Consider the following 21,341-nt stretch of genomic DNA (forward strand, 5'->3'; position numbering starts at 1 on the left):
AAAACCTCAGCAATTCGCTTGTCGGGCCGTGCGGTTGCTGGCAAGGTCGGGCGCCATGCCCCAGAAGATGCACGCGGACGAACTGGACATCGACGAGATGCTGGTCCGCCGGATGGTCGCAGACCAGTTCCCGCAATGGGCCGGTCTACCCGTCGAGTTGGTGGATTCGGCGGGCACCAGTAACGCGATGTACCGGCTGGGTACGGACCTGGTGATGCGGATCCCGCGCATCCCGGGAGCGGCCGAGGACATCGCGAAGGAGCACACCTGGCTGCGCCGCCTGGCGCCCGAACTCCCGGTCGCGGTACCGGTGCCGGTGGGCCTGGGCGAGCCGGTGGACGGATTCCCCTGGCGGTGGTCGGTGCTTCGCTGGCTCGAAGGGGCCAACCCGGTCGCCGGACGTTTCGACCAACCCGAGCTGCTGGCCGCCGACTTGGCGTCCTTCGTGACCGCGATGCACCGGGTGGATCCGGTGGACGGTCCGGCCTCCTACCGCAGTGAGACGCTGACGGCGCGGGACGAGGCGGTCCGGCGGGCGGTCGCGGCGCTGGCGGGCACGGTCGACGCCGGGTCGGTAACAGCTCTGTGGCGAACCGCAGTTGCGGCGCCGGAACACCCCGGACCACCGGTCTGGATCCACGCCGACCTCCAGCCCGGCAACCTGCTGGTCGACGACGCCGGACGGCTCAGCGCCGTCATCGACTTCGGCTGCGCGGGCCTCGGCGACCCGGCCGTGGACCTGATCACCGCCTGGTACGTGCTCCCCGCCGCCATGCGCGGCGCCTTCCGTACGGCCGTCGGCGCCGATGACGCACAGTGGGAGCGGGGGCGGGGATGGGCGCTGTCCGTGGCGTTGATGGAGCTGTCCTACTACCGCGAGAGCAACCCGCGGATGGCGGACACCGCCCGGTACGTGATCGGCGAGCTGCTCGCCGATCACGCCGGGAACGTCTGAGGGGACAGGACCGGCGACTCAGGCGATGTGGGCAGCCGTGAGGAGCCGTTTGGTCATGCCCAGGCGCTCGTAGACGGCGATGGCCGACGGGTTGTCCGCGTGCACCATCAGGGCGGCACGCCCGTGCCGGCGCACCAACTCCCCGAGGACGAAACCGCAGACGACCCGCGCCAGCCCGCGTCCGCGGGCGGCGGGTGGGTGCACACCCCGGCCAGGAAGCCGCAGTCGGCGGCCGCCCAGACGTCGGCCGCCACGGCCAGGGGTTCCGGTGGGGCGCCGTTCCCGGGGGAGTCGACGATTCCGGCCCAGCGGTGTGCGCCGCCGTCGTCCGGTCGGGCGAAGGAGTCGGGGAAGAATCGGTCGAACAGCGAGGCTGCCTCCTTCACCGCCACCTCGTCCAGCCACTCCACCCCGGCGGCGGGGGAGTCGGGGACGGTCGAGGTCTCCATCCAGAAGAACTCGCGGAGAGGTGTCAGGCCGGGGATGCGGTCGATCAGCGCGTTGATCAACGGCGCGTCGCCGACGGGCCGGTAGGTCGGTGCGAGTTCGCCCAGCAGGTGTCGCACCAGGTGCGCGGCGTCATCGGGATCGCCGTTGATCGCCAGCCGGTCCCGCCGGGAGAGGTCGGGGCTCGCCACCGCGAGGGCCGATCCGTGCCGCCAGGCTCGTACGCCGGAACCCAGCCGGCCGTCGGGTCGTCCCTGGGCCGCCCACAGCAGGTGCCCGTCCCCGGCGGCGGCTTCCCGGACGTCCCCGAGGTTTCTGAATTCTTCCATGCGTCTCTACCTATCAACCGGTGTGATCATGCGCAGTGATCCAACACTTACCCGGCCTCACGGAGATCGACGAGCAGTGCGTCGAGCGCCTCGGTCAGGGCCTCGGAGTTGGCCGCGTCGAACCACGTGGTGCGGATGCGCTCGTTGAGGCCGCCGGGTGTCTCGTGGTCGCGTGCGAGCTGCCGCAGGGAACGGGTGTCGTCGCCCAACGCACGCTCGACGCCCTGGAACAGGCCGCGCACGTAGCGGTCCGCGGCCTCGGGCGGAACTCCGTGCCGGGCGGCCCATTCGGTGAGCGTGGCCAGGTACTGGTAGTGGGCGGTCAGGGTGCCGGTCAGTGCGGAGAAGACGTCGAAGGCCGCCTCGTCCGCGACGGGGAGGGCACCGCCGAGGCGGTCGAAGAGGGCGTCCACCACCGGGTGGGAGGGGCAGGTGACGGTGACGGAGTGGCGCTCACGCACCGCGGGCAGCGGGATGGCGCGCACCAGCGGGGCGTCGGTGCCGAGCGTCCGGCGCAGTTCGTCGATCCCGGTGCCGGCCATCAGGCTGACCACCACGCAGTCACGGCGGACCCGGAGCGCGGCGAGGGCCTCGCCGCGGTCCTGGGGCCGGACGGCGATGACCACCACGTCGGAGCGGTCCAGCACCTCCTGGTTGTCGGCGCACACCCGTACGGTCGGGTACCGCTCGCACAGCTCGGCCGCCGTACCCGCCCCGCGCGGCGAGAGGAACAGCTCCGGGGGCTCCTCGATGCCGTCGCACAGACCGACCACGAGGGCCCGGCCGATCTCGCCCACACCGATGATCCCGATGCGTTCCACTGCGTTCCCCCGTCGTCCTGCGGCCGCGCGGCTACGCCCGCCCGGATCACCGCTCCCCGAGCGATCCAACCACCTCGTCGGCGGGCAGGCGCCATTCGAACGGGAAGAGGTCCGCTGCCCAGGCGGGGTCGGAGGAGGCTGCGGGGGCGCGCAGGAAGGTGCGGTGGCGGAGGAGTTCGCGGCGCTCGGTGGGGGTGAGGAGGCGCTCGTCGGGGCCGAGGTTTCCGTAGTCGTTCGGGTCGAGGTCGGGGCGGCCGTCGATCGGGGCGTCCTCGGCGATGTTGAGCAGGTCGCCGTCGGCGGTGCGGTAGTCGAGGCGGAAGTCGGTGCGCCACTGCGAGTTGTTGCCCCAGCCCTGGGAGAGGTCGCGGGTGGGGCGGTGGGCGCGGCGGTGGGTCCAGTAGATCGGCCAGCGGTCGGCCACCCCGCGCTCGGCGTGGGCGGCACCGGCCCGGACCCGTACGCCGGCGCGGTTGAACAGCAGCTCGCCGAGCATCAGGCCGGGCCAGCGGACGTCGAGGATCTCGATGGGGGCGTTGGGATCGTCGACCTGTTCGACCTCGGTGATCTCGTGGAGGAAGGGGTCGAAGGGGGACTGGGTGTCGAAGGGGGTCATGCCGAGGGCGGTGAAGAGGTGGAGGTAGGGCGGGAGTTTGGGGTCGAGGAGGAGGTAGTCGCTGACGCGGCTGAGGGCGTAGAGCTCCCAGAGGAGGTTCCAGCCGTCCTCCTTGTCGGTCCACCAGTGGTCGCGGGGGGTGGCGGCGGTGTGGAGGCGGGCTCGGTAGTCGTCGGCGGAGGACTGGGCGAGCCAGGGGGCGATGACGTCCTCGTACGGGCCGTCGGTGTCGAGTAGCGCCTCGTACAGCGCGCGAGCGTTCACCCGGTGATCCTGGCAGGTTTTGCCAAACGGTCGACCGATTTAACGGTCGGCCCGGGTAGCGTCCCTGGTCATGAGCTTGGTGGACGTGAAGGAAGAAGCGGCCCAACTGCCCGACGCCTGGCGCTCGGTGGTGCTGGGGAGGGTCGGGACGGCGGCGGTGAAGGTACTGCGGATGGACGGCCGGGAGCTGGAGGCGGAGGTGCACGGGACGGCGGAGGTGCTGTTCGTTGCCGACGGCGTCCTGGAGCTGGAGGTGGAGGGAGAGGGGCTGACGGTCGGCGCCGGCAAGCTGTGCCGGATCCCGGCGGGCGCCCGCCACGCGGTGCGGGCGGGCAGCCGGGGGACGCTGCTGATAGTGGAGGTCGCGGAGGGGGAGTGATGGGCGGTGCCTCGCCCGGGAATGGGCGAGGCACCCCGAAGTGGGCGACTAGAGCAGCCCGAAGTCGAACTCCCCTACGGCGACGGCGCGAATGAACGAGGCGTGTGCCGCGCGGCCGAAGCCCAGGGCAGGGCCGGAAGGGTTCTTGCTGTCTCGGACCGCGACCGCATCGGGAAGGAGCGCGTACTCGACACAGTTCTGGTTGCCGCCGCTGTACGACGACTTCTTGAAGGTCGGTGTCTCTTCCAGCATGGCGAATTCGACGCAGTTGCCGGAGTCGTTGCTGCGCGATGACTTGCGCCAAGTGAGGTTTAGGGCAGCGGCGTTGGGGTGGAACGTCATGTGAGCTTGTCTCTCTGGTCAGTGATGATGGCGAGCGAGTCGTCGAATCCGAGGGCATCGGCCCTGATCGCGTCGAACTTCGCCCCGTAGATTTCTACGTCGGTGACCTCTTCGACCCAGAGGTTGCTCAACGAGCCGTCCACCATGACGACATCGAGGTCCTGGCGCTGCGGGAAGCCGAGGATGGTGAAGGCGCCACCCATTCCGTGGTGAGCCGGTGCGCCGATCGGCATAACCTGGATGTTGATGTTCGACTGGGAGGTTCGATCAATCAGGCGCGACAGCTGTTCGGCCATGACAGCGGGCCCGCCGACGCCGGACCGGATGGCTGCCTCGTGGATGACGGCCCAGAGGGTGAGGGGCTCGGATCGGGTGAGTGCGCCTTGTCGGGCCATGCGTACATCGACCAGCGCCTCGACGTTGACGTCGGGCCGCATGCTGATCTTCCTGATGATCTCGCGTGCGTATGCAGGAGTCTGCAGAAGTCCGGGGATGAAAGCGCCTTCATATGTGCGAACAGACGAGGCGCTGGCCTCAAGGGTGATCAGATCGCCGAGTTCGGGGCTGATGTGAGCGCCGTAGCTCTGCCACCACATGCCGCGCTGCGAGCCGTTCTTGGCCATGTCGACCAGTGCTGAAATCAGATCGGTGTCCTCGCACTTGTACAGCGCGAGGAGTCGCCGGACGTCATCCACCTTGGTGGCGCCACGGCCGTTCTCGATGCGGGACAGCTTCGGCTGGCTCATGCCGCTCAGCGCTTCGGCGACTTCTTCGTGCGAGAGGCCGGCTTCCTCTCTCCTGCGGCGCAGCTCGGCTCCGAGTTGCCTCCGTCGAACCGTTGGACCTGTTGTTCCGGCCATCCCCGCCCTCTCTGAGCCTCACGGACCAGTCTGCCTTCCCGGCGGTCACGTTGGCCACCGGCAACTCCCACTGTAGGAGCCCGGGTTGGCGTTCGATTTGGATATATCCAAAATTCCGAGACGAGTTGCCAAGAGTGAGTCTTTGACCCCATGCTGTGTGTGACGAGCCGCACACAGACGGCAATCGCCAGGTGTCCTGCTGTGCGCGCACGTCACGATCACGCTCCGAGCGGTCTCTCCTGATTGATCATCAATCGCTCGGAGGTGTCTCCCGACCCCCACGGAGGTTCCTTCGTGTTCTCCCTGTCACTCCCCCCTGACTGGTCGGCCCCGCGCGAGGAGTTGCGCGAGGCCACCTCGCGCGCCGGGTGGAAGCCCGACCTGGTCGCCGACGCCGAGGTCGCGCTCCTCGAACTCTTCGTCAACGCCTAGGTGCGCTTGACGTAGTAGCGCCCTGGAAGTCCCTGCGCTCTCCGGCTCGGTAAGAGATCGAGTAGGGAGCGTTACCCATGGCGTCAAAGATCCTGGCCAATGCCGAAGCGCCCGTGACCCCGTACGACGGGTGCGGCAAGTGCTTGCTCGGACTTCGTCGACTCTCGCGGGTCCGGGCGTCGACCAGCAGCCCCGTGCGACAGATGGAGTATGTTCTCGCCGCTGCTGTCGATGCTGGTGGACACATCATCGGGTGGGCTGACGACTGGGAGGTGTCGGGCGCTACTGACCCCAACACCCGCCCGCAGCTCGGTCCGTGGCTTCTAGGTCAGCGCGGCCCGTTCGATGGGTTGGTGGCGTCCGCCGTGGACCGCATTGGTCGTGACGTGCTCGAAGGGCTCACGCTTGCGCGGGACACCAGTCGGCGCGGACAGCTTCTGGTCACCGCCGACCATCGGGGCATTTGGGATCTACAAGACCCCAACCAGGAAAGCGAGTTCACGCTCAAGCTGTTCGGTGCGCAGATCGAGCACCGGAACATTCGGGAGCGCAACCGGCAGGAATCCCAGCGCGCTCGTGCAGCCGGGCAGGTGGCCAACAAGCCGAGTTACGGCTACCGGCATGTGCGTCCGGCGCCGACAGCGAAAATCTCGCACACCGAGATCGACCCCGAGTCGGCAGAAGTGATCCGGGAAGTGGCACGACGCATCCTGGCGGACGAGTCGGGCAGCATCACGCCGTGGACCGAGATCCATCGACTTACCCGGGCCGGAGTGCCGAACCCTGGAGACCGCCTTGCCATCCTGTACGGCCGCGCGCCGAAGGGGGCGCCTTGGCGGCCGAACAGCTTGGTTCGAATTCTGACCAGCGAAGCTGCGATGGGCTACCTGATGCACGGGCGTCGTGCAGTGATCGGTGACGACGGGATGCCCGTGCGCATCGCGCCGCCCCTGTGGGACCGGGCCACCCATGACGCCCTGGTGGCGAAGCTCGGCCCCAAGCGCGCGACCCCGAGGAAGCGTCCCGCACCGAGAGGCACTGCACTGCTGTCCTACCGGGTGAAGTGCGGCGTCTGCGGTCACACCGCCGAGCGTGCAGGGTCGGCTGACCGCATCATCGACGGCAAGCGGACAAGCGTCCCTGCGTGGGGCTGCCGGGCACGCACGTTGGCTTGGGAAGACGCGCAGCACTGCAAGCCCGCCCCCTCCTTCGGGGTGGCCGCGCTTGATGCTGAGGTGGAGTCCTGGTTCCTGGGCCGGTTCGGTGCCGGTCAGCTTATGCAGCGGGTCTACGACCCCGGGAACGGGATCGCCAATGAGATAGCCGAGCACGAGGTGGCAAAGAAGCGGCTGCGCGCAGATCGGCAAGCCGGGCTGTACGAGTCCGAGGAGGACACGGCCTGGTTCCAGCGTGAGTACAAGCGGATCAGTGAAAAGATCGAAGAACTGAAGAAGGAACCCCAGCGGCCCGCAGGCTGGTACAGCGTCCCGACCGGCCGCACCGTGGCCGACGAGTGGCGCACTGCTGACACCGTTGCGCGACGCGAGATGTTGGAAGAACACGGTGTCGTGGTCCGGCTGTTCCCCCGCCGGGGTAAGAAGGCGGAAGGTAAGAATCACCCGACGGGGTTCGAGATCAGCGCCGAGATCGACCACGACCCGGCAGGGGAGATTGCGGAACCACCGAAGGATGGCGGAGCGCTCGTTCCGGGATCGAAGCTTCGAATCCACGAACCCGCTTCGGCCGTGTAACGACCCTGACAGCCCCGGTATGGCCCCTGAGCCTGCCGGGGCTTCGTCATGCCCGCAGACGGCCGCACGGCGGGAAGACCACGCGGGAGTTCACCGCCGACTGAGCAGCGCCACGAGGGTTCCGCCGCCCGCTGTAGCTGCGGTGATGAGCCACGCGGGTATGCGCTGGATCGTCAAATGAAGTCCACCCCAACGGAGTTCGAACTGAGGGGTTCGACTGCTGCTGCCTGTCTGTCGAGTCATGTTCGCTAGTTCAGCAGATGCCGGCCGCGAGTTGGGGATCTTGAGGACTGCGGAAGGCGTCCACCTGCCTGTTTGAGCCTGAGAGCCCCCAAAATTCACCCGTTCAGCGGTCGCGCACTTCGTCGCCGAGTGTCCTACGTCATGTACGCAACATATCGGCGCCTCAGCGAACGGGCGGGCAGCACCGATGGTGGTGTAGTGGTGGTTTGGCGAGTTTTTCAGTACGCCATAGAAAACTCTTAAGCAATCCGGAAACGGCGCCAAACCACCTGAACAGCATCCTCGGGGCTGGGAAGTCATTGCGCTCTAGGTCGCTTTGAGAGACCAGAGTCAGGCCGTGCCTTCTCTGGTTCATGAATCTTCCTAGAGCGGGGTGCCGCATGAACCATGCCGAGATTGCGCAGATAGCGATAGATAGGCGAGAGGCTGCGATGAGGCAGCTTCGCGAACTTACTGGCGACATAAAGAACCGTTCGCTTACTCGCGGCGAAAAGAAGCGAGAAGGTGAGCTGCTCGACCTCATTGCTGAGGAGGATGCGAACGCGAAGCGGCATATATCTGCTGCTGCCGCTGAGGATTCGGCAATACGCGCACAGTCCCCGCTTCGCGGTGCCACGTTCGCAGGTCACCCTGAGAGGTTCACGAAGGCATCTTGGAGTGCCACGCCCGGTGAGCTCATGCATCGCTCGCTGGAAATGTCCCGGGGCATCACCACGCCCAGCACGGGAAAGGCGTTCTCTCCCGAGCAGGTGGCGAAGAACTTCGTTGACCTTCTCGCGCCTCAGTCTGTGGTCATGGCATCTGGTGTGAACCGGGTGGAGACGGACGCCGAGACCTACTCGTTCCCGGTGATCCGTTCGGACTTCTCCGCTGGCTTCGTCGGGGAGCTGGACGACCTTCCGACCGGCGGTTTCGGAGCCGAGCCGCTCAAGGTGACCTCGAAGAAGATCGCCGTTGCCGACCTGATCGCGAACGAGCTGATTCAGGACGGCGGGCCCGCCTTTCTGAACCCCATGGCGAAGTCGCTGCTGCGAACCGTTGCTCTGGGATTCGACCGGGAAGCCTTGATGGGCACCGGCAGCGGGAAGGGCTTCGTCGGCATAGCCAACACCGCTGGGATTCAGAAGCTTGCCGTTGCGGGCGGGCTCAAGGATCTCGACCCGTTCGTGTCGACCTTCGGCCTACTGGAGTCCGCCAACGCGAAGGCGTCGGCGATCGTCATGGCGCCGAAGTCGTGGTCTGCGCTCCTGGCGCTGCGCGAGATGTCCGGCTCGCTGAAGCCTCTTCTGAGCGAGTCGGCCGGTTCTCCTACTGCCGGAGTCCAGCGGTCGATCCTCGGGGTTCCGGTATGGCTCTCCTCGTTCATGCCGAACACCGACATTCTCGTGTACGAGGCGGATCAGGTATTTGCCGTATGGCGCAAGGATGCCGGATTCGAGATCAGCAACCAGTTCGGCTTCCTGAAGGACGGCACGGCGGTCCGCGCGATTGCCCGTGCTGCGATCGCTGTTCCGAACGCTGCCGCCGTCTGCAAGATCACCGTTTCCGCCTGATAAGGAGTTCACCGCAATGACCAACTTCAACACCAACGAGCCGACCACTTCCATTCGCATGATCGGCTGGATGGGCTACGGCCCGACCGACAACGGCACCCCTTCGCGGACTCTCCAGAACGGGGAGACCTACGAGATTCCGCAGAATGAGGCGGATTGGCTGGTGGGCGCTGGCCTGGCCGTACGGGTCTGACCGTGTTCGTTGAGCTGCTGACCGGGCTCCGGATCGACCGGACCCCGGTAGGGGCAGGTATGCGGGTGGTGGTGCCCTCCGACGTCGGGGGGTACCTCATCGCACAGGGATGGGGACGGAAGGTCGAAGGCGGTCACCGCGTTGGCGACGACCGGCAGCTTGTTGGGCTCTGCGTTCACCAACTTCCTGGCTCTGATGAGCTGTTGAGCGAGTGGCCCTCGTGGATGCGACCCGCGTGGGTGCAGCCAGCCGGGCGTGCAGTTCAGGACTACAGCCCGCTGTCGTGGGTCCCCGTTCGCTGCCGCTCCTGCCCCCGCTGCTCGTACGCGCCGAAGGACAGGCTGCCTGTCGGTGCCGAGCGTGATTCGCGTTCGGATGCGTGGCTTGTCCGCTGCACAGGATGCCGTCAGGGCGTCTGACTGTGGGCACGCTGGGTGGGCGGGGCGCTCCGGAAGTTCGCCGGCCGTGCCACTGGCGTTCCCAGCCCCAGCTCGCCGAACGCGTCCGTCCCGCCCTGGCCCCCGTGGACTGTCCGCCAACCCGAAGGGAGGAAAGATGAAGCGAAGGTGCGCGCACTCGCCGTGCGGCGCTGAGATCCCTGCCACTGCCGACCCGCGCACCCGGTTCTGCACGGACGCTCACCGGAAAGCCGCCGCGCGGGCCCGCAAGGCCGCCGAGGCGATCACCAGAAGCCGCCCAGCGCCCACAGAGCCGACTGGGGAACGCTACCCGGCACTCCGGGCCATCTGGGACGCCGTGGCCGCGACGATCGCCGCTGAAGGCGTCATGGTGGCCGGTTCCTCCGGCGTGCCGGTCTCGCACCCGCTGTTGCGGTTCCTGGGGCAGCTCGACACTGCGCTATCGGCACACGAGCGGGCCAGCGAGGCGAGCGACGACACCGACCCGGTTGCGGTGGCTCAGGCTGCCGCCCGGACAGCGATGGAGGCATACCGACGTGACCAATCCGAGCAGTGAACTCCAGGATCTGGCATGCCTGTTGATGGATAACGACACGCGTGAGGTCAGAGATCATCCGCTCTGGCCGGTCTACGTCGCGCTGTTCCGCGCCGAGATGGGAGCCGACCCCCGGCCGGATAGCCTCAGCATGATCTGCGCCTGCCCCGAGCACTACTGAATTCAGAGAGCCCCCGTACCGTCCTACCCATGTCGGGTGTGTCGGTACGGGGGCTCTCTGCGCTTGGGGCTCATGCGCGCTACGCCTCCGGCGGCACACTGTAGCGACTCAGGACGTCTTCAGCCGTGGACTTGTCCAGTAGACGGAGTTCCCAAGGCCCAGTGTTGACGTCGAACTCCTTACCGAAGCCAACCCACTTACCGGCCATGCGGCGCCCGGTCGGATCGACCAGCAGTTGAATAGCGCCGTGGTACCTGGCCCCCTGGTAATAGCCGTCCTGTGCCGTCTGCTCCACCCACGAGCCCGTTACGACGTTCCGATCTACAGTGAGATCGAACGACAGCGGCGAGTCGGGATTGGACGACGCACCGGGGAGGGACCGGCCAGAGATCCGGTTTCCGCTCTGGGACAGTACGACGTGGTGCAGGCCGGTGAACGTGTTCTCCCGGCTACTGCTGAAGAACTCGTAGTGGCTGATCCAGACCCCCGAGTAGTCCTCACCCGTGGGAGCCGGTGCGGCCTGCACGGGCACGCCCGGTTCATCGCTGGTCATGTCATGGCCTCCCGTACCGTCCACGCTGACCCTTGGCGGTAGCTGTGGTGAGTCGAAGCCGAGGCGGTCCACAGAAAGCTTGGTGACAGCCTCAAGGGCTCGAACGTACACCGGACGGGGGGACCTGACCTCCCCTGACTCCCAGCGCTGAACGAGACGCTTGCTGGCGTCATTGGGTTCTCCCTGGTTCACCCCAACTTCCCTCAGGCGTTTCGCGAACTCGTCTTGGCTGAGACGGAGTCCAAGGCGTACGGCCCGCAGCGTCTCGTTCGGCGTCGTCATGAGCCCCACCATAGGGGCTGACATCTGCTGAACGACACCGAAATGACGCCTTGTCAGGACGCCGGAGAGACGCCTTGGCGGCGTCGCAATGGCCTGCCCCTCCGGGACACCATCAAGCCCTCCGTAAACGCAGAGGAGCAGCAATGGTGAAGCACGAACCTACTCAAGGGTCGGCGAGAGGGCCCGACCGGTGCGACTGCGGCAAGCTGATCAATGGCACCGTGGGCGAGGACGGCATCACCACCTGGGTGTGCGAGTGCCGAAGGTTCGGCTACCTGCTTCCGCCGGACTACCAGCAGGCGCACCCGGACGAGTCCCGAGTTCAGGTGTGCGGCCGCAGGCGCCCCCGCGTCGTCGCCCCGGTTGCCGCGTGAACCCGTATGGCCGTTGGGCGATCACCGGGCGCTGGCTGAAGCTGTTCGGGCGCAACCCGAAGATGGCCGTCCATGTTCTTTGGCACGGCACCCTTCAGTGGACGTGGCCCGTGCTCATGGTCAGCCCAACCCGGCGCGAGATCGTTCGAGTCGTCCGTTCGCGGCCCCGGATCAACGCCCGCCGGTTCGCGCTCCGGGCCGAACTCGACCGGCGCCGGTACTCCTCGGAGTAATCGCCACGTCGCCCGTACCACCGCCCAGCATGGTGACGACCTGGGTGGACGTCCCGGTTCGGGACCGGTGGTCCCGTCCGTACATGCCCCCCGTCATGGATGGGCGGGACCACTACCGCAACCCCGGAAGGGCTCGCTCGTGCAACAGAAAAGGCTTCCCGCCGGCGCTCCGTTTCTCATGTCCGACGTCGTCGCCACGGTGGCCAACACCGAGACGTGCGAGTGCCCGAACCAAGACGGCTGCGTTCAACGCCTGGGGCTGCCCAGGGCGAATGGGCGATTCCGCGACGGACACAACCGTGTCTGGGAGGTAGTCCGGCGGCAGCAGTTCGCCGACCCCGTGAACGGCAGGGTGCGGCAGACGGCCGTCCTTCTCCGGCGGTACGAGGGGCCGAAGCCCGTGTTCCTGACGATCCGGTGCGCCGGTCCGCCGACGGTAGAGAACCACTACGAAGCGAACCGCCTGGGGCGTCCGCCCCGGGCTCAACGACTCCCGTTCGAACCGGCAACCCGCGTGAACAGCTAGCCGGGTTGAACGGGCCACAAGACTCCCGCCCCGGCCGGTCATCCCTGGAAGGCAGCCGACCGGAGCGGGTTCCGCAGCACCGCACGCCCCGGACACCAATCGGTGCCCGGAACTCCGCACGATGTGAGGAGACACCAGTATGACCACGCCCGAGCGTCCGCCCGGCCCCGCCGGTTCCGACGTCCGCAACCTGCTCACCCCGGCGCAGTTCGACGGGGCTGTCTTCACCGTCTTGGACAACAACCCCGGCATGGCCGCCGGTACCGCCGAGCGCATCGTTACCGAAGCGCTCAAGTTCGTCGTTACCGCCCGTACGTTCCCCACCGTGCGCATCACGCCGTCCAACGTCGTGGACGAGGGTTGGCACGCGCTCATCCTGCACACCCGCGTGTACGCCGGGCTGTGCGACAAGCTCGGTGGGTTCGTTCACCACTACCCGGAGCGGCCCGACCCGACGCGTCACGACGCGGCCGCGCTCAGCCGGACCGTGGCACTCATCGAAGAGGCCGGGTACACCCCGGACCACGAGCTGTGGACCGGCCCGACCCGCGCACTGGTGGCCGTGGCCGCGAACTGCTCCCACACGCCGGTGCCCGGTGGGTGCGGACCGATCAACCCCGGGGCGTGCGCGTCGCACTGCAACGGTGGTGGCGGTGGCGGAGGTGGGGGCGGTGAAGCCCACTAGCCTGGGCCCACCGAACACAGAAAGGGCGGGACGCATGGATGAGAACGAAGCCCGGCAAGTCGCCAACACCCTTCAACAGCTAGGCATTCGGGGAATCGTCTCCCCCGAAGACCTCGACAACCCGAACGGGCGTTGGAGGGTGTACGACCGCGCCGATGCTGCTACCCGGCGGGACATCACCGACGAAGCGCTGACGCTTGTCGCGGGTCGGTCCCGGCAGACCGGTCCGGCGCGAGGATTCGTCGTCCCGAAGTCCCGCTGAGTCACTCCTCGAAACGGCCCCGTCCGGGTTCGCCTGGGCGGGGCTACCTCGTGCGGTCTGTCACGAAGCTTCCCATCCCGGTTTCAGTTCGGATCAGCCCGTCTTCGCGCAGCGCCGCCGTGACCTTCTGAACGGTCGCACGCGCTACCCCGAAATCGCGTTCGAGCTGCACCGCCGAAATCAGGTGGCCGGGCGCATACTCGCCGCTTTCGATCTTGCGGGCGATCTCGTCGCGGATCTGTCGCCACTTGGGGCGGGTCGGGTCGAACTCCATGCCACGAAGGTAACCGTCGGCGGGCGCTGGCGGGAGTCGGGTGCTATAGGGGGCAATAGACAGGGATAGGGACCCCTAGTAAGGTCTGCCCAACAGAAAGCCCGGCGACGAAGGCGGCTGGCACCGCTTATTCGTCCCGGGGATGGCCGACGCTTTCGAGGAGCGACGACATGACCAACTTTATCGCCTGGGCGTTCGCCGCCTGGGCATGCGTCCTGCTGGCTGGCTTAATCGCGCTGTACCTGCCCGTGGACGCGGGCCAGCCGTTCCAGTCCAAGCCCGTCACCGCACAGTCCGCGCCGGAACCGAAGACGCCCGCTCTCGGGACGATCCCCAAGCACGTCATCGACTGGCGTCAGCCCCTCGAAGGAGAGGCCAACCGGATCGTCCGGCCCTACACCCCGGAAGCCGTCGAAGCGCCCCCTCAGCACCCGGTGACGCTCGTCGGGACAGCCCCGGCGAAGAACGTCCGTGAGCGTCGTGCGGCAGCGTTCGCGGCTCAGCTCGATCTGCCCGACCCGCTTCACTGGCTGGACGACGCGACCACTACTGATCGAGTGCTCACCGGGGCGGGTGCGTGATGGCGCGGAAGAAGAAGGCGTCGAAGGCCTATGCGTGCTGCATCTGCGGTAAGCCGACCGCTGACGGCAAGGTGATCGGCACCGTGGACCGCGTGAGCGGCCCCGTGTACGTCCGATGGGCGTGCCGGGTCCCCTGCACCCCGCTGAAGACCCGCTAGACCCCTCACAGCCCCGTCCGGGCCGATCCTGGGCGGGGCGTTCTTTCAGCCTCTCTTACTACGGGAAGAGACAGCAGGCGAACGCCTGGCGCCACGGCGGCAGTGCGGCGCCCCTGGTGGTCGTCCTCATCATCGGCGACGTCCTCCGCGTCTCCGTCAGCGACGAGAACCCCGTCTTCCCCACCCAGCGGGAGGACCCCGACCCCTACGCCGTCACCGGTCGGGGCCTGCACCTCGTCCGTTCGCTCACCCACCGCTTCGGCACGGAGCCCCGCAAGACCGGCAAGTCCGTCTGGTTCGAGCTGGACGCCGCCGCGTGAGCGCCGCCGCCGACGACTGCAGCCGCGGCCCGATCGAGCCGGCCGACCCGCTGATGCGCACCTACACGGAGATCGAAGTCTCCTACCTGCTCGCCGAACTCGCCGAGCGCGGCCGAAAGTTCGGCCTCCTCTGGCCCGCGGCCACCACCGACAGCGTCGTGGACGGCCGCGTCCTCGTCCGCTTCGGCAACGCCCCGGCCTCGACCGTCCTCAACCTCCTCACCCTCCTCCGCGACCACGACAAGAGCAGCGAGGACGACGACCCGTGCGACTCCTGATCGGCCTCGTCCTCCTCACCCTCCTGCTCCTCGCCATCGCCGTCGTCGCCCTCGGCACGCTCGCCGTCCTGCGGATGCCCCACCGCCCCGACGACGCCACCGTCGACGCCCCCGACCCCGACCGCCAACCGGTGGCCTGACCCGCCTCCCCGCCCGAGCCGCCCGGCCGGACCCACCGGGCGGCTGTCCGCTTCCCGCCCCCTGTTGCCGGGCCTCTGCAGGCGGCGCAGGCTGGAAGAACCCAAGAGATCCGGTCCGCCGGGCCAGGAGGCGAGTTCACATGACCAGGCTCAGGGAACAGATCACCGTCGATGCCCCCGCGCAGGAGGTCTGGGGGCGGCTGCATGACGTCGAGGCCTATTCGACGTTCCTGGACGGCGTCGAACGTGCTTATGCGCCCAGCAGCGACCGCGCCCATCTGGACGTGCGGGCCGGTGGGGTGCAGCGGGAGTTCGATGCCGTTCTCACCGACCGCGGCCCCGACCAGGTCCTCGCCTGGGAGACGCAGGGCAGCCCGGAGCTGAAGGGCACCCTCTCGGTGCGGTCGCTGGACCGGGACCACAGCCAGGTGCAGATGGAACTGGAGTATGAGCCGCAGGCCATCCAGGACACCTTCGGCGGCCCGCGGGGCATGGCCCAGGTCCACCGGATCGAGAACACCGTCCGGGGCGGCCTGGAGCAGTTCAAGAACCTGGTGGAGTCGGAGCGGTAGCCGACCCCCACCGAGTGCGAGCGCCATGACCGACCCGCTCCCCACCTCGGCCTTCCACGCGCCCGACCCCGCCCCCTCGATCACCGACCGGCGGATCGGTGCGCTGGACGTCCATGCCACCGACCCCGGCGTGCGCCGCCTGCGCGAGTGGGCGCACGCCGGAGTCGGCCGCGGGCCCGGGTGAGCGGGCGCCGGACGTCGTGTCCGGTACGGGTGACCCGTCTCGATGGGGTTTGGCGTCTGTTCGGCGTCTGACCGGGGTTTGACTGGCGAGGGTCCGTCTCGCGGAGTCAGACGTGCAGGGCGCCGTCCAGGACCGTGACGGCGTTCCCTGTGAGGTGGACGCGGTCGCCGTTCACAGCGGTGCGTACCAGGCCGCTGCGTGCGGACACCTGGAGGCCTGTGAGCTCCTTGCGGCCGAGTCGTGCCGACCAGTACGGGGCGAGCGTGGTGTGGGCGCTGCCGGTCACCGGGTCCTCGGGGATGCCCCTGGCCGGGGCGAAGAAACGGGAGACGAAGTCGTGGCCCAGGCCAGTGTCGGAGGCGGGGGCCGTGACGATGACGCCGCGTAGGCCCTCGCGGATCGTCAGGTCGGCGACGGCGTCGAGGTTCGGCGTGAGAGCCCGGACCGTGGCCTCGTCCGGGAAGACGGCGAGCAGGTCGCCGAGGCCGTCGGAGCGGAAGGCGGCCTCGGGGACGGCCCCCAGGGCTTCGTGGAGCTCGTCCGGCACGGGCACCGCGGCGCCGGGGGCCGCCGGGAAGTCGAGCGTGATGGCGCCCTCCGCGTCGGCGTGGGTGACGAGAACGCCGTGGTTCCGGCTCAGGAACCGAACGGCTCCGACGAGGCCCTTCGCAGTGCGCAGCGCGTGCGCGGTGGCGAGCGTGGCGTGGCCGCACAGGTCGCCCTCGACTCGTGGGGTGAACCACCGGATGGCCCAGTCGGCTTCGGCCGAGGCGGACAGCGGAAGGGCGAACGCAGTCTCGGAGTGGTTCATCTCGGTCGCGATCCGCTGCATCCACGCGGCGTCCGGCCACTGTCCGGCCGGCAGCAGGCACACGGCAGCCGGGTTCCCGGAGAAGGGGCGATCGGTGAAGGCGTCGACGACGTAGAGGTGCATGTCGGGGACCGTAGCGTCACCGGGACCAGTGCCGCCAAGGGCCAATCCGCAGCAGGTGGACTGACGTGCCCTCGGCGCGGAACCGGGACTGGTCGACTCGCGTACCAGGCCGACCACCCGAGGCCGCCGGTTGTCAGTGGGTGGAGTCGAGCCGGCGGGCCCAGTCCGCCAGCCGCGCGAAGTCGTCCGCCGTCAGCCCGACCTTCGGGTCCACGTGATGGAGCAGCGCCGGACCGTCGTGGTGGGCCCGCACCCAGGCGCGGTCCGCGGCCGTGATGTGGTCGTCGACCCAGGCGAAGGGGCGGCCCTGCGCCCAGTCGACGATCTCCGGCGTCTTCCAGAACACGCCGTCAGCCGTCTCTGACCGCGGATCGGACCAGGCGATGTACGGGAGTTCGGGCAGCCCCAGGACTGGCCCGATGAAGGCGTTGGCCTCCTCCTCCCAGGTCGTCGCCCACACCAGGTCGTAGGGCAGCGCGGCGAGCGCCGGCCCGTGCCCCGGGTTGAGCCAGACCCGCAGCGGCTTCGGTGCCTTGTGGGGCGTCCCCCACCAGGCGAGCCGCCGCCGCTCGGCGGCCTCCCAACGCGGCGTCATCAACCGGTGGGTGTCGTACCCCTCGGGCCGCCGGTACGGCTTCGCCGCATCGGGGTTCAACGGCCCGTCCACGTCCAGCAGCAGTACCGGCCGCACCATGACGCACCCCCCCGATCGTCCCCGCACGATAGCGGCCGGGCCGGCCCCGGCCCAACGCATTTCTTCGGCGCCCCGCTCGACGGCCGGTTGTCGTAGGCGCGGGGCATACTGTGCGCCAGCGGTGGGGGGTTCGTGCCTGAGGCGTGAGTCCCGTCCGCGACTGATTCACGAAAACGCTAATGCGCGAAGCTGGTGGGCCCTAAGGTAGCGGCCCGTCACCCCCGTTGCCGGACCTGGAGTCCTACACCCATGCCTTCGCCTGCCGTCTTCCGCTCCCCGAAGGCGGCCGCCACCGCCGCCACCGTCCTGCTCTCCGTGAGCGGTGCGGCGTCACTGTTCCGCCTCGCGGTCGACGTCCGACTGTACGGGTTGGTCGGTGATCTCCTGACCAACATCGATCTGGTCGACGACGCCACCATCGCCGACGCGGACCACCTTGATCAGGCCGCGTCGACGGTGGCCTTGGTGGCCCTGGTCGCCACGGCGGCCGCCTTCATCACCTGGTTCTACCGGGTCCGGGTGAACGCCGAGGTGCTGAACCCGCACGGGCACCGGTTCCGGCGCGGTTGGGCGATCGGCGGCTGGTTCACCCCGTTGGTGGCGCTCTGGTTCCCCCGGCAGATCGCCGGTGACATCTGGCAGGCCGGCGCCCGGCCGGACGAGTCCGGGGTGCGGCCGCCGCTCTCGCAGACGCCGCTCAACCTGTGGTGGACCACCTTCGTGGTGGGCAACGTGCTCGGCCGAATAGGCGCCCAGTCCACCAACGCGGCGCACTACCCGGACGACTACCAGCAGGGCGTCGTCTGGCTGATCGCTTCCGACCTGCTGGAGCTGGCCGCCGCCGTCTTCGCCGTCCTGGTGGTGCGCAAGGTGACGTCCATGCAGGAGGAGCGCTTCGCCGAGTCCGCCGCCCGGGCGTACGGGGTCGGTGTCTCGGCCGTCGGGAGCTGACCCCGAGCTGACCCCGCTCTGCGCCGGGAGCGCACAGGAAGTCGGCCCGTCCGACTTCCTGTGCGCTCCCGGCCCGACCTGTAGCGCCGGTGGGGCCTGTTCGGAAGTGATCTTTGTGGGACCCGCACTCAAGAGGGTGCGGGAGAATGTGGATCGTGGAGGGGAAGTACCGGCTGCTGCGCCAGACGAGTCGATGGGCGCGGTTCGCCCAGGTCACCGTGCACGGAGCCGTGGCCACCGGGCCAGAAGTCCGGATGGGTCCCGACGTGTTCGCATGGCGCGTCCGGCCCTACGGCGCCGCGCTGGGCGCCGGCCGCGCCGATGATCGACGCATCCAGGCAGAGGCGCGGGAAGGCGCTTGGTACGCGCTCATGCGCCTCCCCGAAGAGGCCCGAGGCGTGCTCGTTTCCGTCGTCGAGATCGTCACGGCACCAGCAGACACGGGCCCCGGTGATGTGAAGTTCGCTGCGGCGCAGGCCGTCTGGCAAGCCGTCGGCCGTCGGCCGGACCAGTATCCATGGATCGGCGAGGACGGGAACCCTGTCTTCCCGTAGCGACTTGCTCACAGCCACTCGTTGACGGCCGCCCCCGGAACGGTCGTTTCGTAGCGACAGCGAGTTCGTCGTATCTCGTGGCGACCCCGGGCAGCAGCCCGATCCCCACTGCCGAGAGGACCGTAACGGTCCACCGTTGCGCCCGGCTTCGCGGCACCTGGTCGGTCGTCCCTCTTTGCACGTGGTGATCTTTGCGGCGCGGGGATCGCCGGTCATCGCATTTGATCGAGAAGAACGGGCGGTGGCGGCAACGAGCCCTGGTGCACGAATGGTTGGTGGGTCTACGGTGGCGCGGTGAGCGCTTCGACTGGCGCTGTCCGAAGACGGCGCACGTTCTTCGCCGTCGGCTGGGCCGTCATCCTGCTGGCGGTCGTGGTGCCGCCCCTGGTGGTCGGGCCGGCGTTCGCGCGTTCGGGGGTGTTGGGCTTGCCCGGGCTGGTGGCCCTGCTCGGGTCGATCGGCCTACTGGAAGCCGCGACGGCGCGACGCAGGAGCGTGCGGATGGCCGGCGGGGTGGTGCGGGCGCGCACCTGGTCGGGCGAGCGGGAGGTGGACCTGCGGGACCTCGCCGTCGTGCGCGCCTGGCAGGCGGTGTCGAGGGACCGCCTGGAGACCATCGTCTCCCTGACGGACCGCTCCGGCGGGTGGGTGGTCCTGATCACCGACGACGAGCGCCGGCAGCTGATCGCCGACGCGGTGCGCAGGCACGGCGCGGGCTACGTCTCGCCCTGGGCCGAGGGGCTGCTGCGCCTCACGCCCACCCGGTGGTACGCCGCCGGCGGGCGCGTGCTCGGGTTCGTGTGCGTGATGATCGCGCCGTTCCCCGTCGGAATCCTGCTGGCCGCGGCGGCGGCGCAGCGCTGAACCGGCCCGGGCTCAGCGGTACCCGTGCACCGCGGCAGGGGACTTGGGCGCGAGGCTCGGCCAGGGGTGCCCCGCGCTGTCGGCGGCGGCCGACCGCAGCAGGTCCAGCACCGTGCAGCCCGGGTAGGCCCGGAAGTCCGGGTAGAGCTCGCGGTGGTAGCAGCTCCAGTAGCTCACCACCTGCCGTTGGAGACGGTCGAAGAAGGCCGGATTGGCCGCGATGAACCGCCCGTACGCGAGGCGCCCGGGGCTGCCCGGCGCGAGGAGGCCGGGCAGCTCGTCACCGATGGCGACCAGGATCTCCAGCACGTACTCGCCGACCAGCCGCAGGACGAACGGCACGACCCACGGGTCCGCGGAGCGGACGATCCGCGCCAGGTGACGCTGCCGAACCCACCCGTCGCCGTGCCGCGAGTACCAGCAGTGCAGGAGCTGCCGCTGCCGCGGCGAGAGCCCGGCCACCGCCGCGGGCGACGGCTCGTCGTGGTGGACCCGATGGGGGATGGCGATCTGCTCGCCCTCGACGACGACCGCGAACGGGCCGAGCGGCCGGTGGCGGGCGGCGGGGACGACCGCCATCACGTCCGCGGCGTCAGCGGCGAACTCGGCGGGGAACGCTGCGGGCAGCACGTCAATTCCGTACGTCATCATGGTGGCGCCCAGCATCCGTCGTAACAGCGCCGACCGCCAACGATTTGTGCGCTCAGGGCTTCCGCCAGGTCAGCGAGTACCGCCGCAGCACGTGCCACCGGTACCGCACCCCGGGCAGCACCCGACCGGCCGCCTCCCGCACCTCCCGGTAGCTCATCCCCGGCGCGGCCGCCCGCAGAATCCCGGCGTGCCGTGCCACGTTGGTGTTCCAGTACGGTCGTTCCTCGCGCATGACCCCACGGTAGGGCAGGTAGTTCAGTCGGCCAGGGCCGTCGCCACGGCGGCTTCGGCGTGGAGGCGGGCGGTCGGGAAGACCGGGACGGGGCTGTCCTTCGGGCCGACCAGCAGTTCGATCTCGGTGCAGCCGAGGATGATGCCCTCGGCGCCCGCCGCGACCAGGTCCTCGATGACCTGCCGGTACGCCGCCCGGGACTCCTCGCGAACGACACCCCGGCACAGCTCCTCGTAGATCACCCGGTGCACCAGGGCGCGGGAGTCGGTCTCGGGGACGAGGACGTCCAGGCCGCCGGTCGTCAACCGACCCCGGTAGAAGTCCTGTTCCATGGTGAAGGCCGTTCCCAACAGCCCGACCCGCCGTAGGCCCGCCGCTCGCACCGCGTCCGCGGTGGCGTCGGCGAGGTGCAGCAGCGGGACGGTCACCGCCGCCGCGACCTGGTCGGCGACCTTGTGCATGGTGTTGGTGCAGATCAGCAGCAGCTCCGCGCCCGCCGCCTCCAGCGACCGCGCCGCGTCCGCGAGGACCGCGCCCGCCGCCTCCCACCGCCCGGCCGCCTGCATCTCCTCGATCGCGGCGAAGTCGACCGAGTAGAGCACGAGTTGGGCGGAGTGCAGCCCGCCGAGGCGGTCGCGGGTGAGTTCGTTCAGGGTGCGGTAGTACTCGGCGGTGGATTCCCAGCTCATGCCGCCGATCAGGCCGAGGGTCTTCATGGC

34 protein-coding genes are annotated in these 21,341 nt (G+C 68.9%); 21 read left to right on the plus strand and 13 right to left on the minus strand.

Features of this window, described 5'->3' with window-relative positions; translation table 11 throughout:
• Window positions 1-55: 55 nt before the first annotated feature.
• Complete coding sequence (locus O1G21_RS29545; RefSeq protein WP_270147963.1) at window positions 56-955, plus strand: aminoglycoside phosphotransferase family protein; 900 nt, start codon at window positions 56-58, stop codon at window positions 953-955.
• Between the two features lie 18 nt (window positions 956-973).
• Here the strand turns inward: O1G21_RS29545 and O1G21_RS29550 are convergent, their stop codons facing one another.
• The 4 genes from O1G21_RS29550 to O1G21_RS29565 are packed head-to-tail and all read right to left on the minus strand — an operon-like array spanning window position 974 to window position 3,432.
• Window positions 974-1,090 carry a hypothetical protein gene (locus O1G21_RS29550; RefSeq protein WP_270147964.1) on the minus strand — a complete coding sequence of 39 codons (117 nt, stop codon included), beginning with the start codon at window positions 1,088-1,090 and terminating at the stop codon, window positions 974-976.
• The gene (locus O1G21_RS29555; RefSeq protein WP_270147965.1) at window positions 1,063-1,731 is read right to left on the minus strand and encodes a GNAT family N-acetyltransferase; all 669 of its coding nucleotides are present in this window, start codon (window positions 1,729-1,731) and stop codon (window positions 1,063-1,065) included. Before O1G21_RS29555 ends, O1G21_RS29550 begins: the two co-directional genes overlap by 28 nt.
• A gap of 47 nt (window positions 1,732-1,778) precedes the next feature.
• Window positions 1,779-2,552, minus strand: coding sequence for an NAD(P)-binding domain-containing protein (locus O1G21_RS29560; protein ID WP_270147966.1), 774 nt, complete (start codon window positions 2,550-2,552; stop codon window positions 1,779-1,781).
• Window positions 2,553-2,598: 46 nt separating this feature from the next.
• The gene (locus O1G21_RS29565) at window positions 2,599-3,432 is read right to left on the minus strand and encodes a hypothetical protein (RefSeq protein ID WP_270147967.1); all 834 of its coding nucleotides are present in this window, start codon (window positions 3,430-3,432) and stop codon (window positions 2,599-2,601) included.
• Between the two features lie 70 nt (window positions 3,433-3,502).
• On the opposite strand from O1G21_RS29565, the gene O1G21_RS29570 reads away from it, so the two are divergent.
• Window positions 3,503-3,811, plus strand: a complete 309-nt coding sequence (locus tag O1G21_RS29570; RefSeq protein ID WP_270147968.1) for a cupin domain-containing protein — start codon at window positions 3,503-3,505, stop codon at window positions 3,809-3,811.
• Window positions 3,812-3,859: 48 nt separating this feature from the next.
• Here the strand turns inward: O1G21_RS29570 and O1G21_RS29575 are convergent, their stop codons facing one another.
• Together O1G21_RS29575 and O1G21_RS29580 are read right to left on the minus strand one after the other, a co-directional pair.
• Window positions 3,860-4,153 carry a DUF397 domain-containing protein gene (locus tag O1G21_RS29575; RefSeq protein WP_270147969.1) on the minus strand — a complete coding sequence of 98 codons (294 nt, stop codon included), beginning with the start codon at window positions 4,151-4,153 and terminating at the stop codon, window positions 3,860-3,862.
• On the minus strand, window positions 4,150-5,013 hold the full coding sequence (locus O1G21_RS29580; protein ID WP_270147970.1) for a helix-turn-helix domain-containing protein: 864 nt from the start codon (window positions 5,011-5,013) through the stop codon (window positions 4,150-4,152). Before O1G21_RS29580 ends, O1G21_RS29575 begins: the two co-directional genes overlap by 4 nt.
• Window positions 5,014-5,307: 294 nt before the next feature.
• Here O1G21_RS29580 and O1G21_RS29585 point away from each other — a divergent pair, with 294 nt between their 5' ends.
• From O1G21_RS29585 to O1G21_RS29610, 6 genes are all read left to right on the plus strand, one after another.
• Complete coding sequence (locus O1G21_RS29585; RefSeq protein ID WP_270147972.1) at window positions 5,308-5,445, plus strand: hypothetical protein; 138 nt, start codon at window positions 5,308-5,310, stop codon at window positions 5,443-5,445.
• 77 nt (window positions 5,446-5,522) lie between these two features.
• On the plus strand, window positions 5,523-7,196 hold the full coding sequence (locus O1G21_RS29590; RefSeq protein WP_270147974.1) for a recombinase family protein: 1,674 nt from the start codon (window positions 5,523-5,525) through the stop codon (window positions 7,194-7,196).
• 623 nt (window positions 7,197-7,819) lie between these two features.
• Window positions 7,820-8,992, plus strand: coding sequence for a phage major capsid protein (locus O1G21_RS29595; protein WP_270147976.1), 1,173 nt, complete (start codon window positions 7,820-7,822; stop codon window positions 8,990-8,992).
• A gap of 16 nt (window positions 8,993-9,008) precedes the next feature.
• Window positions 9,009-9,185: a hypothetical protein gene (locus tag O1G21_RS29600; RefSeq protein ID WP_270147977.1), complete on the plus strand. Its 177-nt coding sequence runs from the start codon at window positions 9,009-9,011 to the stop codon at window positions 9,183-9,185.
• Between the two features lie 756 nt (window positions 9,186-9,941).
• A complete protein-coding gene (locus O1G21_RS29605; RefSeq protein WP_270147979.1) occupies window positions 9,942-10,160 on the plus strand; it encodes a hypothetical protein in 219 nt (72 codons plus the stop codon).
• Window positions 10,141-10,320, plus strand: coding sequence for a hypothetical protein (locus O1G21_RS29610; protein ID WP_270147980.1), 180 nt, complete (start codon window positions 10,141-10,143; stop codon window positions 10,318-10,320). The genes O1G21_RS29605 and O1G21_RS29610 overlap by 20 nt, the downstream gene beginning before the upstream one ends.
• Before the next feature lie 79 nt (window positions 10,321-10,399).
• Here O1G21_RS29610 and O1G21_RS29615 read toward each other — a convergent pair whose 3' ends face one another.
• Window positions 10,400-11,167 (minus strand): helix-turn-helix domain-containing protein, encoded by a 768-nt coding sequence (locus O1G21_RS29615; protein WP_405000837.1) that lies wholly within the window; start codon window positions 11,165-11,167, stop codon window positions 10,400-10,402.
• A 131-nt stretch (window positions 11,168-11,298) separates the two neighbouring features.
• Here O1G21_RS29615 and O1G21_RS29620 point away from each other — a divergent pair, with 131 nt between their 5' ends.
• From O1G21_RS29620 to O1G21_RS29635, 4 genes are all read left to right on the plus strand, one after another.
• A complete protein-coding gene (locus tag O1G21_RS29620) occupies window positions 11,299-11,529 on the plus strand; it encodes a hypothetical protein (RefSeq protein ID WP_270147984.1) in 231 nt (76 codons plus the stop codon).
• Window positions 11,526-11,762 (plus strand): hypothetical protein, encoded by a 237-nt coding sequence (locus O1G21_RS29625; protein ID WP_270147985.1) that lies wholly within the window; start codon window positions 11,526-11,528, stop codon window positions 11,760-11,762. The genes O1G21_RS29620 and O1G21_RS29625 overlap by 4 nt, the downstream gene beginning before the upstream one ends.
• 665 nt (window positions 11,763-12,427) lie before the next feature.
• Window positions 12,428-12,973 (plus strand): glycine-rich domain-containing protein, encoded by a 546-nt coding sequence (locus O1G21_RS29630; protein ID WP_270147987.1) that lies wholly within the window; start codon window positions 12,428-12,430, stop codon window positions 12,971-12,973.
• A 34-nt stretch (window positions 12,974-13,007) separates the two neighbouring features.
• Complete coding sequence (locus O1G21_RS29635; protein ID WP_270147988.1) at window positions 13,008-13,235, plus strand: hypothetical protein; 228 nt, start codon at window positions 13,008-13,010, stop codon at window positions 13,233-13,235.
• 43 nt (window positions 13,236-13,278) lie between these two features.
• Here the strand turns inward: O1G21_RS29635 and O1G21_RS29640 are convergent, their stop codons facing one another.
• Window positions 13,279-13,509, minus strand: coding sequence for a GntR family transcriptional regulator (locus O1G21_RS29640; protein WP_270147990.1), 231 nt, complete (start codon window positions 13,507-13,509; stop codon window positions 13,279-13,281).
• Window positions 13,510-13,679: 170 nt separating this feature from the next.
• Between O1G21_RS29640 and O1G21_RS29645 the strand changes: the two genes are divergently transcribed.
• The 6 genes from O1G21_RS29645 to O1G21_RS29670 all read left to right on the plus strand — a co-directional run bounded on the left by O1G21_RS29645 (window position 13,680) and on the right by O1G21_RS29670 (window position 15,742).
• Window positions 13,680-14,090, plus strand: a complete 411-nt coding sequence (locus O1G21_RS29645; protein ID WP_270147992.1) for a hypothetical protein — start codon at window positions 13,680-13,682, stop codon at window positions 14,088-14,090.
• Between the two features lie 274 nt (window positions 14,091-14,364).
• Window positions 14,365-14,568: an ATP-binding protein gene (locus tag O1G21_RS29650; protein WP_270147994.1), complete on the plus strand. Its 204-nt coding sequence runs from the start codon at window positions 14,365-14,367 to the stop codon at window positions 14,566-14,568.
• Window positions 14,565-14,846, plus strand: a complete 282-nt coding sequence (locus O1G21_RS29655; RefSeq protein ID WP_270147995.1) for a hypothetical protein — start codon at window positions 14,565-14,567, stop codon at window positions 14,844-14,846. The genes O1G21_RS29650 and O1G21_RS29655 overlap by 4 nt, the downstream gene beginning before the upstream one ends.
• A complete protein-coding gene (locus O1G21_RS29660) occupies window positions 14,834-14,986 on the plus strand; it encodes a hypothetical protein (RefSeq protein WP_270147996.1) in 153 nt (50 codons plus the stop codon). The genes O1G21_RS29655 and O1G21_RS29660 overlap by 13 nt, the downstream gene beginning before the upstream one ends.
• 140 nt (window positions 14,987-15,126) lie before the next feature.
• Window positions 15,127-15,558 (plus strand): SRPBCC family protein, encoded by a 432-nt coding sequence (locus O1G21_RS29665; RefSeq protein WP_270147997.1) that lies wholly within the window; start codon window positions 15,127-15,129, stop codon window positions 15,556-15,558.
• A gap of 25 nt (window positions 15,559-15,583) precedes the next feature.
• Window positions 15,584-15,742, plus strand: a complete 159-nt coding sequence (locus O1G21_RS29670; protein ID WP_270147998.1) for a hypothetical protein — start codon at window positions 15,584-15,586, stop codon at window positions 15,740-15,742.
• A gap of 106 nt (window positions 15,743-15,848) precedes the next feature.
• Here the strand turns inward: O1G21_RS29670 and O1G21_RS29675 are convergent, their stop codons facing one another.
• Window positions 15,849-16,676, minus strand: a complete 828-nt coding sequence (locus tag O1G21_RS29675; protein ID WP_270147999.1) for a PhzF family phenazine biosynthesis protein — start codon at window positions 16,674-16,676, stop codon at window positions 15,849-15,851.
• A gap of 133 nt (window positions 16,677-16,809) precedes the next feature.
• Window positions 16,810-17,370, minus strand: coding sequence for an HAD domain-containing protein (locus tag O1G21_RS29680; protein WP_270148001.1), 561 nt, complete (start codon window positions 17,368-17,370; stop codon window positions 16,810-16,812).
• Between the two features lie 249 nt (window positions 17,371-17,619).
• Here O1G21_RS29680 and O1G21_RS29685 point away from each other — a divergent pair, with 249 nt between their 5' ends.
• From O1G21_RS29685 to O1G21_RS29695, 3 genes are all read left to right on the plus strand, one after another.
• Window positions 17,620-18,321: a DUF4328 domain-containing protein gene (locus O1G21_RS29685; RefSeq protein WP_270148003.1), complete on the plus strand. Its 702-nt coding sequence runs from the start codon at window positions 17,620-17,622 to the stop codon at window positions 18,319-18,321.
• Between the two features lie 146 nt (window positions 18,322-18,467).
• Window positions 18,468-18,875: a hypothetical protein gene (locus tag O1G21_RS29690; RefSeq protein WP_270148004.1), complete on the plus strand. Its 408-nt coding sequence runs from the start codon at window positions 18,468-18,470 to the stop codon at window positions 18,873-18,875.
• A gap of 294 nt (window positions 18,876-19,169) precedes the next feature.
• A complete protein-coding gene (locus O1G21_RS29695) occupies window positions 19,170-19,739 on the plus strand; it encodes a hypothetical protein (protein WP_270148005.1) in 570 nt (189 codons plus the stop codon).
• 12 nt (window positions 19,740-19,751) lie between these two features.
• Here the strand turns inward: O1G21_RS29695 and O1G21_RS29700 are convergent, their stop codons facing one another.
• Genes O1G21_RS29700 through O1G21_RS29710 form a run of 3 tightly spaced genes read right to left on the minus strand, consistent with a single transcriptional unit; the run spans window position 19,752 to window position 21,338 of the window.
• Window positions 19,752-20,390, minus strand: a complete 639-nt coding sequence (locus O1G21_RS29700; RefSeq protein ID WP_270148007.1) for a hypothetical protein — start codon at window positions 20,388-20,390, stop codon at window positions 19,752-19,754.
• Window positions 20,391-20,442: 52 nt separating this feature from the next.
• Window positions 20,443-20,622, minus strand: coding sequence for a hypothetical protein (locus tag O1G21_RS29705; RefSeq protein ID WP_270148009.1), 180 nt, complete (start codon window positions 20,620-20,622; stop codon window positions 20,443-20,445).
• A 23-nt stretch (window positions 20,623-20,645) separates the two neighbouring features.
• Complete coding sequence (locus O1G21_RS29710) at window positions 20,646-21,338, minus strand: aspartate/glutamate racemase family protein (RefSeq protein WP_270148010.1); 693 nt, start codon at window positions 21,336-21,338, stop codon at window positions 20,646-20,648.
• Window positions 21,339-21,341 lie beyond the last annotated feature (3 nt).

Origin of the sequence: Kitasatospora cathayae (assembly GCF_027627435.1) — a bacterium.
GTDB lineage: Bacteria > Actinomycetota > Actinomycetes > Streptomycetales > Streptomycetaceae > Kitasatospora > Kitasatospora cathayae.

Bases quoted from the DNA above. Each gene is read 5' to 3' on its own strand.
- O1G21_RS29575 (WP_270147969.1), bottom strand. From the start codon at position 4,153: ATGACGTTCCACCCCAACGCCGCTGCCCTAAACCTCACTTGGCGCAAG.
- O1G21_RS29640 (WP_270147990.1), bottom strand. From the start codon at position 13,509: ATGGAGTTCGACCCGACCCGCCCCAAGTGGCGACAGATCCGCGACGAG.
- O1G21_RS29635 (WP_270147988.1), top strand. From the start codon at position 13,008: ATGGATGAGAACGAAGCCCGGCAAGTCGCCAACACCCTTCAACAGCTA.
- O1G21_RS29555 (WP_270147965.1), bottom strand. From the start codon at position 1,731: ATGGAAGAATTCAGAAACCTCGGGGACGTCCGGGAAGCCGCCGCCGGG.
- O1G21_RS29670 (WP_270147998.1), top strand. From the start codon at position 15,584: ATGACCGACCCGCTCCCCACCTCGGCCTTCCACGCGCCCGACCCCGCC.
- O1G21_RS29705 (WP_270148009.1), bottom strand. From the start codon at position 20,622: ATGCGCGAGGAACGACCGTACTGGAACACCAACGTGGCACGGCACGCC.
- O1G21_RS29685 (WP_270148003.1), top strand. From the start codon at position 17,620: ATGCCTTCGCCTGCCGTCTTCCGCTCCCCGAAGGCGGCCGCCACCGCC.
- O1G21_RS29700 (WP_270148007.1), bottom strand. From the start codon at position 20,390: ATGATGACGTACGGAATTGACGTGCTGCCCGCAGCGTTCCCCGCCGAG.
- O1G21_RS29710 (WP_270148010.1), bottom strand. From the start codon at position 21,338: ATGAAGACCCTCGGCCTGATCGGCGGCATGAGCTGGGAATCCACCGCC.
- O1G21_RS29615 (WP_405000837.1), bottom strand. From the start codon at position 11,167: ATGGTGGGGCTCATGACGACGCCGAACGAGACGCTGCGGGCCGTACGC.
- O1G21_RS29680 (WP_270148001.1), bottom strand. From the start codon at position 17,370: ATGGTGCGGCCGGTACTGCTGCTGGACGTGGACGGGCCGTTGAACCCC.
- O1G21_RS29545 (WP_270147963.1), top strand. From the start codon at position 56: ATGCCCCAGAAGATGCACGCGGACGAACTGGACATCGACGAGATGCTG.
- O1G21_RS29600 (WP_270147977.1), top strand. From the start codon at position 9,009: ATGACCAACTTCAACACCAACGAGCCGACCACTTCCATTCGCATGATC.
- O1G21_RS29620 (WP_270147984.1), top strand. From the start codon at position 11,299: ATGGTGAAGCACGAACCTACTCAAGGGTCGGCGAGAGGGCCCGACCGG.
- O1G21_RS29580 (WP_270147970.1), bottom strand. From the start codon at position 5,013: ATGGCCGGAACAACAGGTCCAACGGTTCGACGGAGGCAACTCGGAGCC.
- O1G21_RS29665 (WP_270147997.1), top strand. From the start codon at position 15,127: ATGACCAGGCTCAGGGAACAGATCACCGTCGATGCCCCCGCGCAGGAG.
- O1G21_RS29690 (WP_270148004.1), top strand. From the start codon at position 18,468: ATGTGGATCGTGGAGGGGAAGTACCGGCTGCTGCGCCAGACGAGTCGA.
- O1G21_RS29675 (WP_270147999.1), bottom strand. From the start codon at position 16,676: ATGCACCTCTACGTCGTCGACGCCTTCACCGATCGCCCCTTCTCCGGG.
- O1G21_RS29645 (WP_270147992.1), top strand. From the start codon at position 13,680: ATGACCAACTTTATCGCCTGGGCGTTCGCCGCCTGGGCATGCGTCCTG.
- O1G21_RS29630 (WP_270147987.1), top strand. From the start codon at position 12,428: ATGACCACGCCCGAGCGTCCGCCCGGCCCCGCCGGTTCCGACGTCCGC.
- O1G21_RS29595 (WP_270147976.1), top strand. From the start codon at position 7,820: ATGAACCATGCCGAGATTGCGCAGATAGCGATAGATAGGCGAGAGGCT.
- O1G21_RS29590 (WP_270147974.1), top strand. From the start codon at position 5,523: ATGGCGTCAAAGATCCTGGCCAATGCCGAAGCGCCCGTGACCCCGTAC.
- O1G21_RS29570 (WP_270147968.1), top strand. From the start codon at position 3,503: ATGAGCTTGGTGGACGTGAAGGAAGAAGCGGCCCAACTGCCCGACGCC.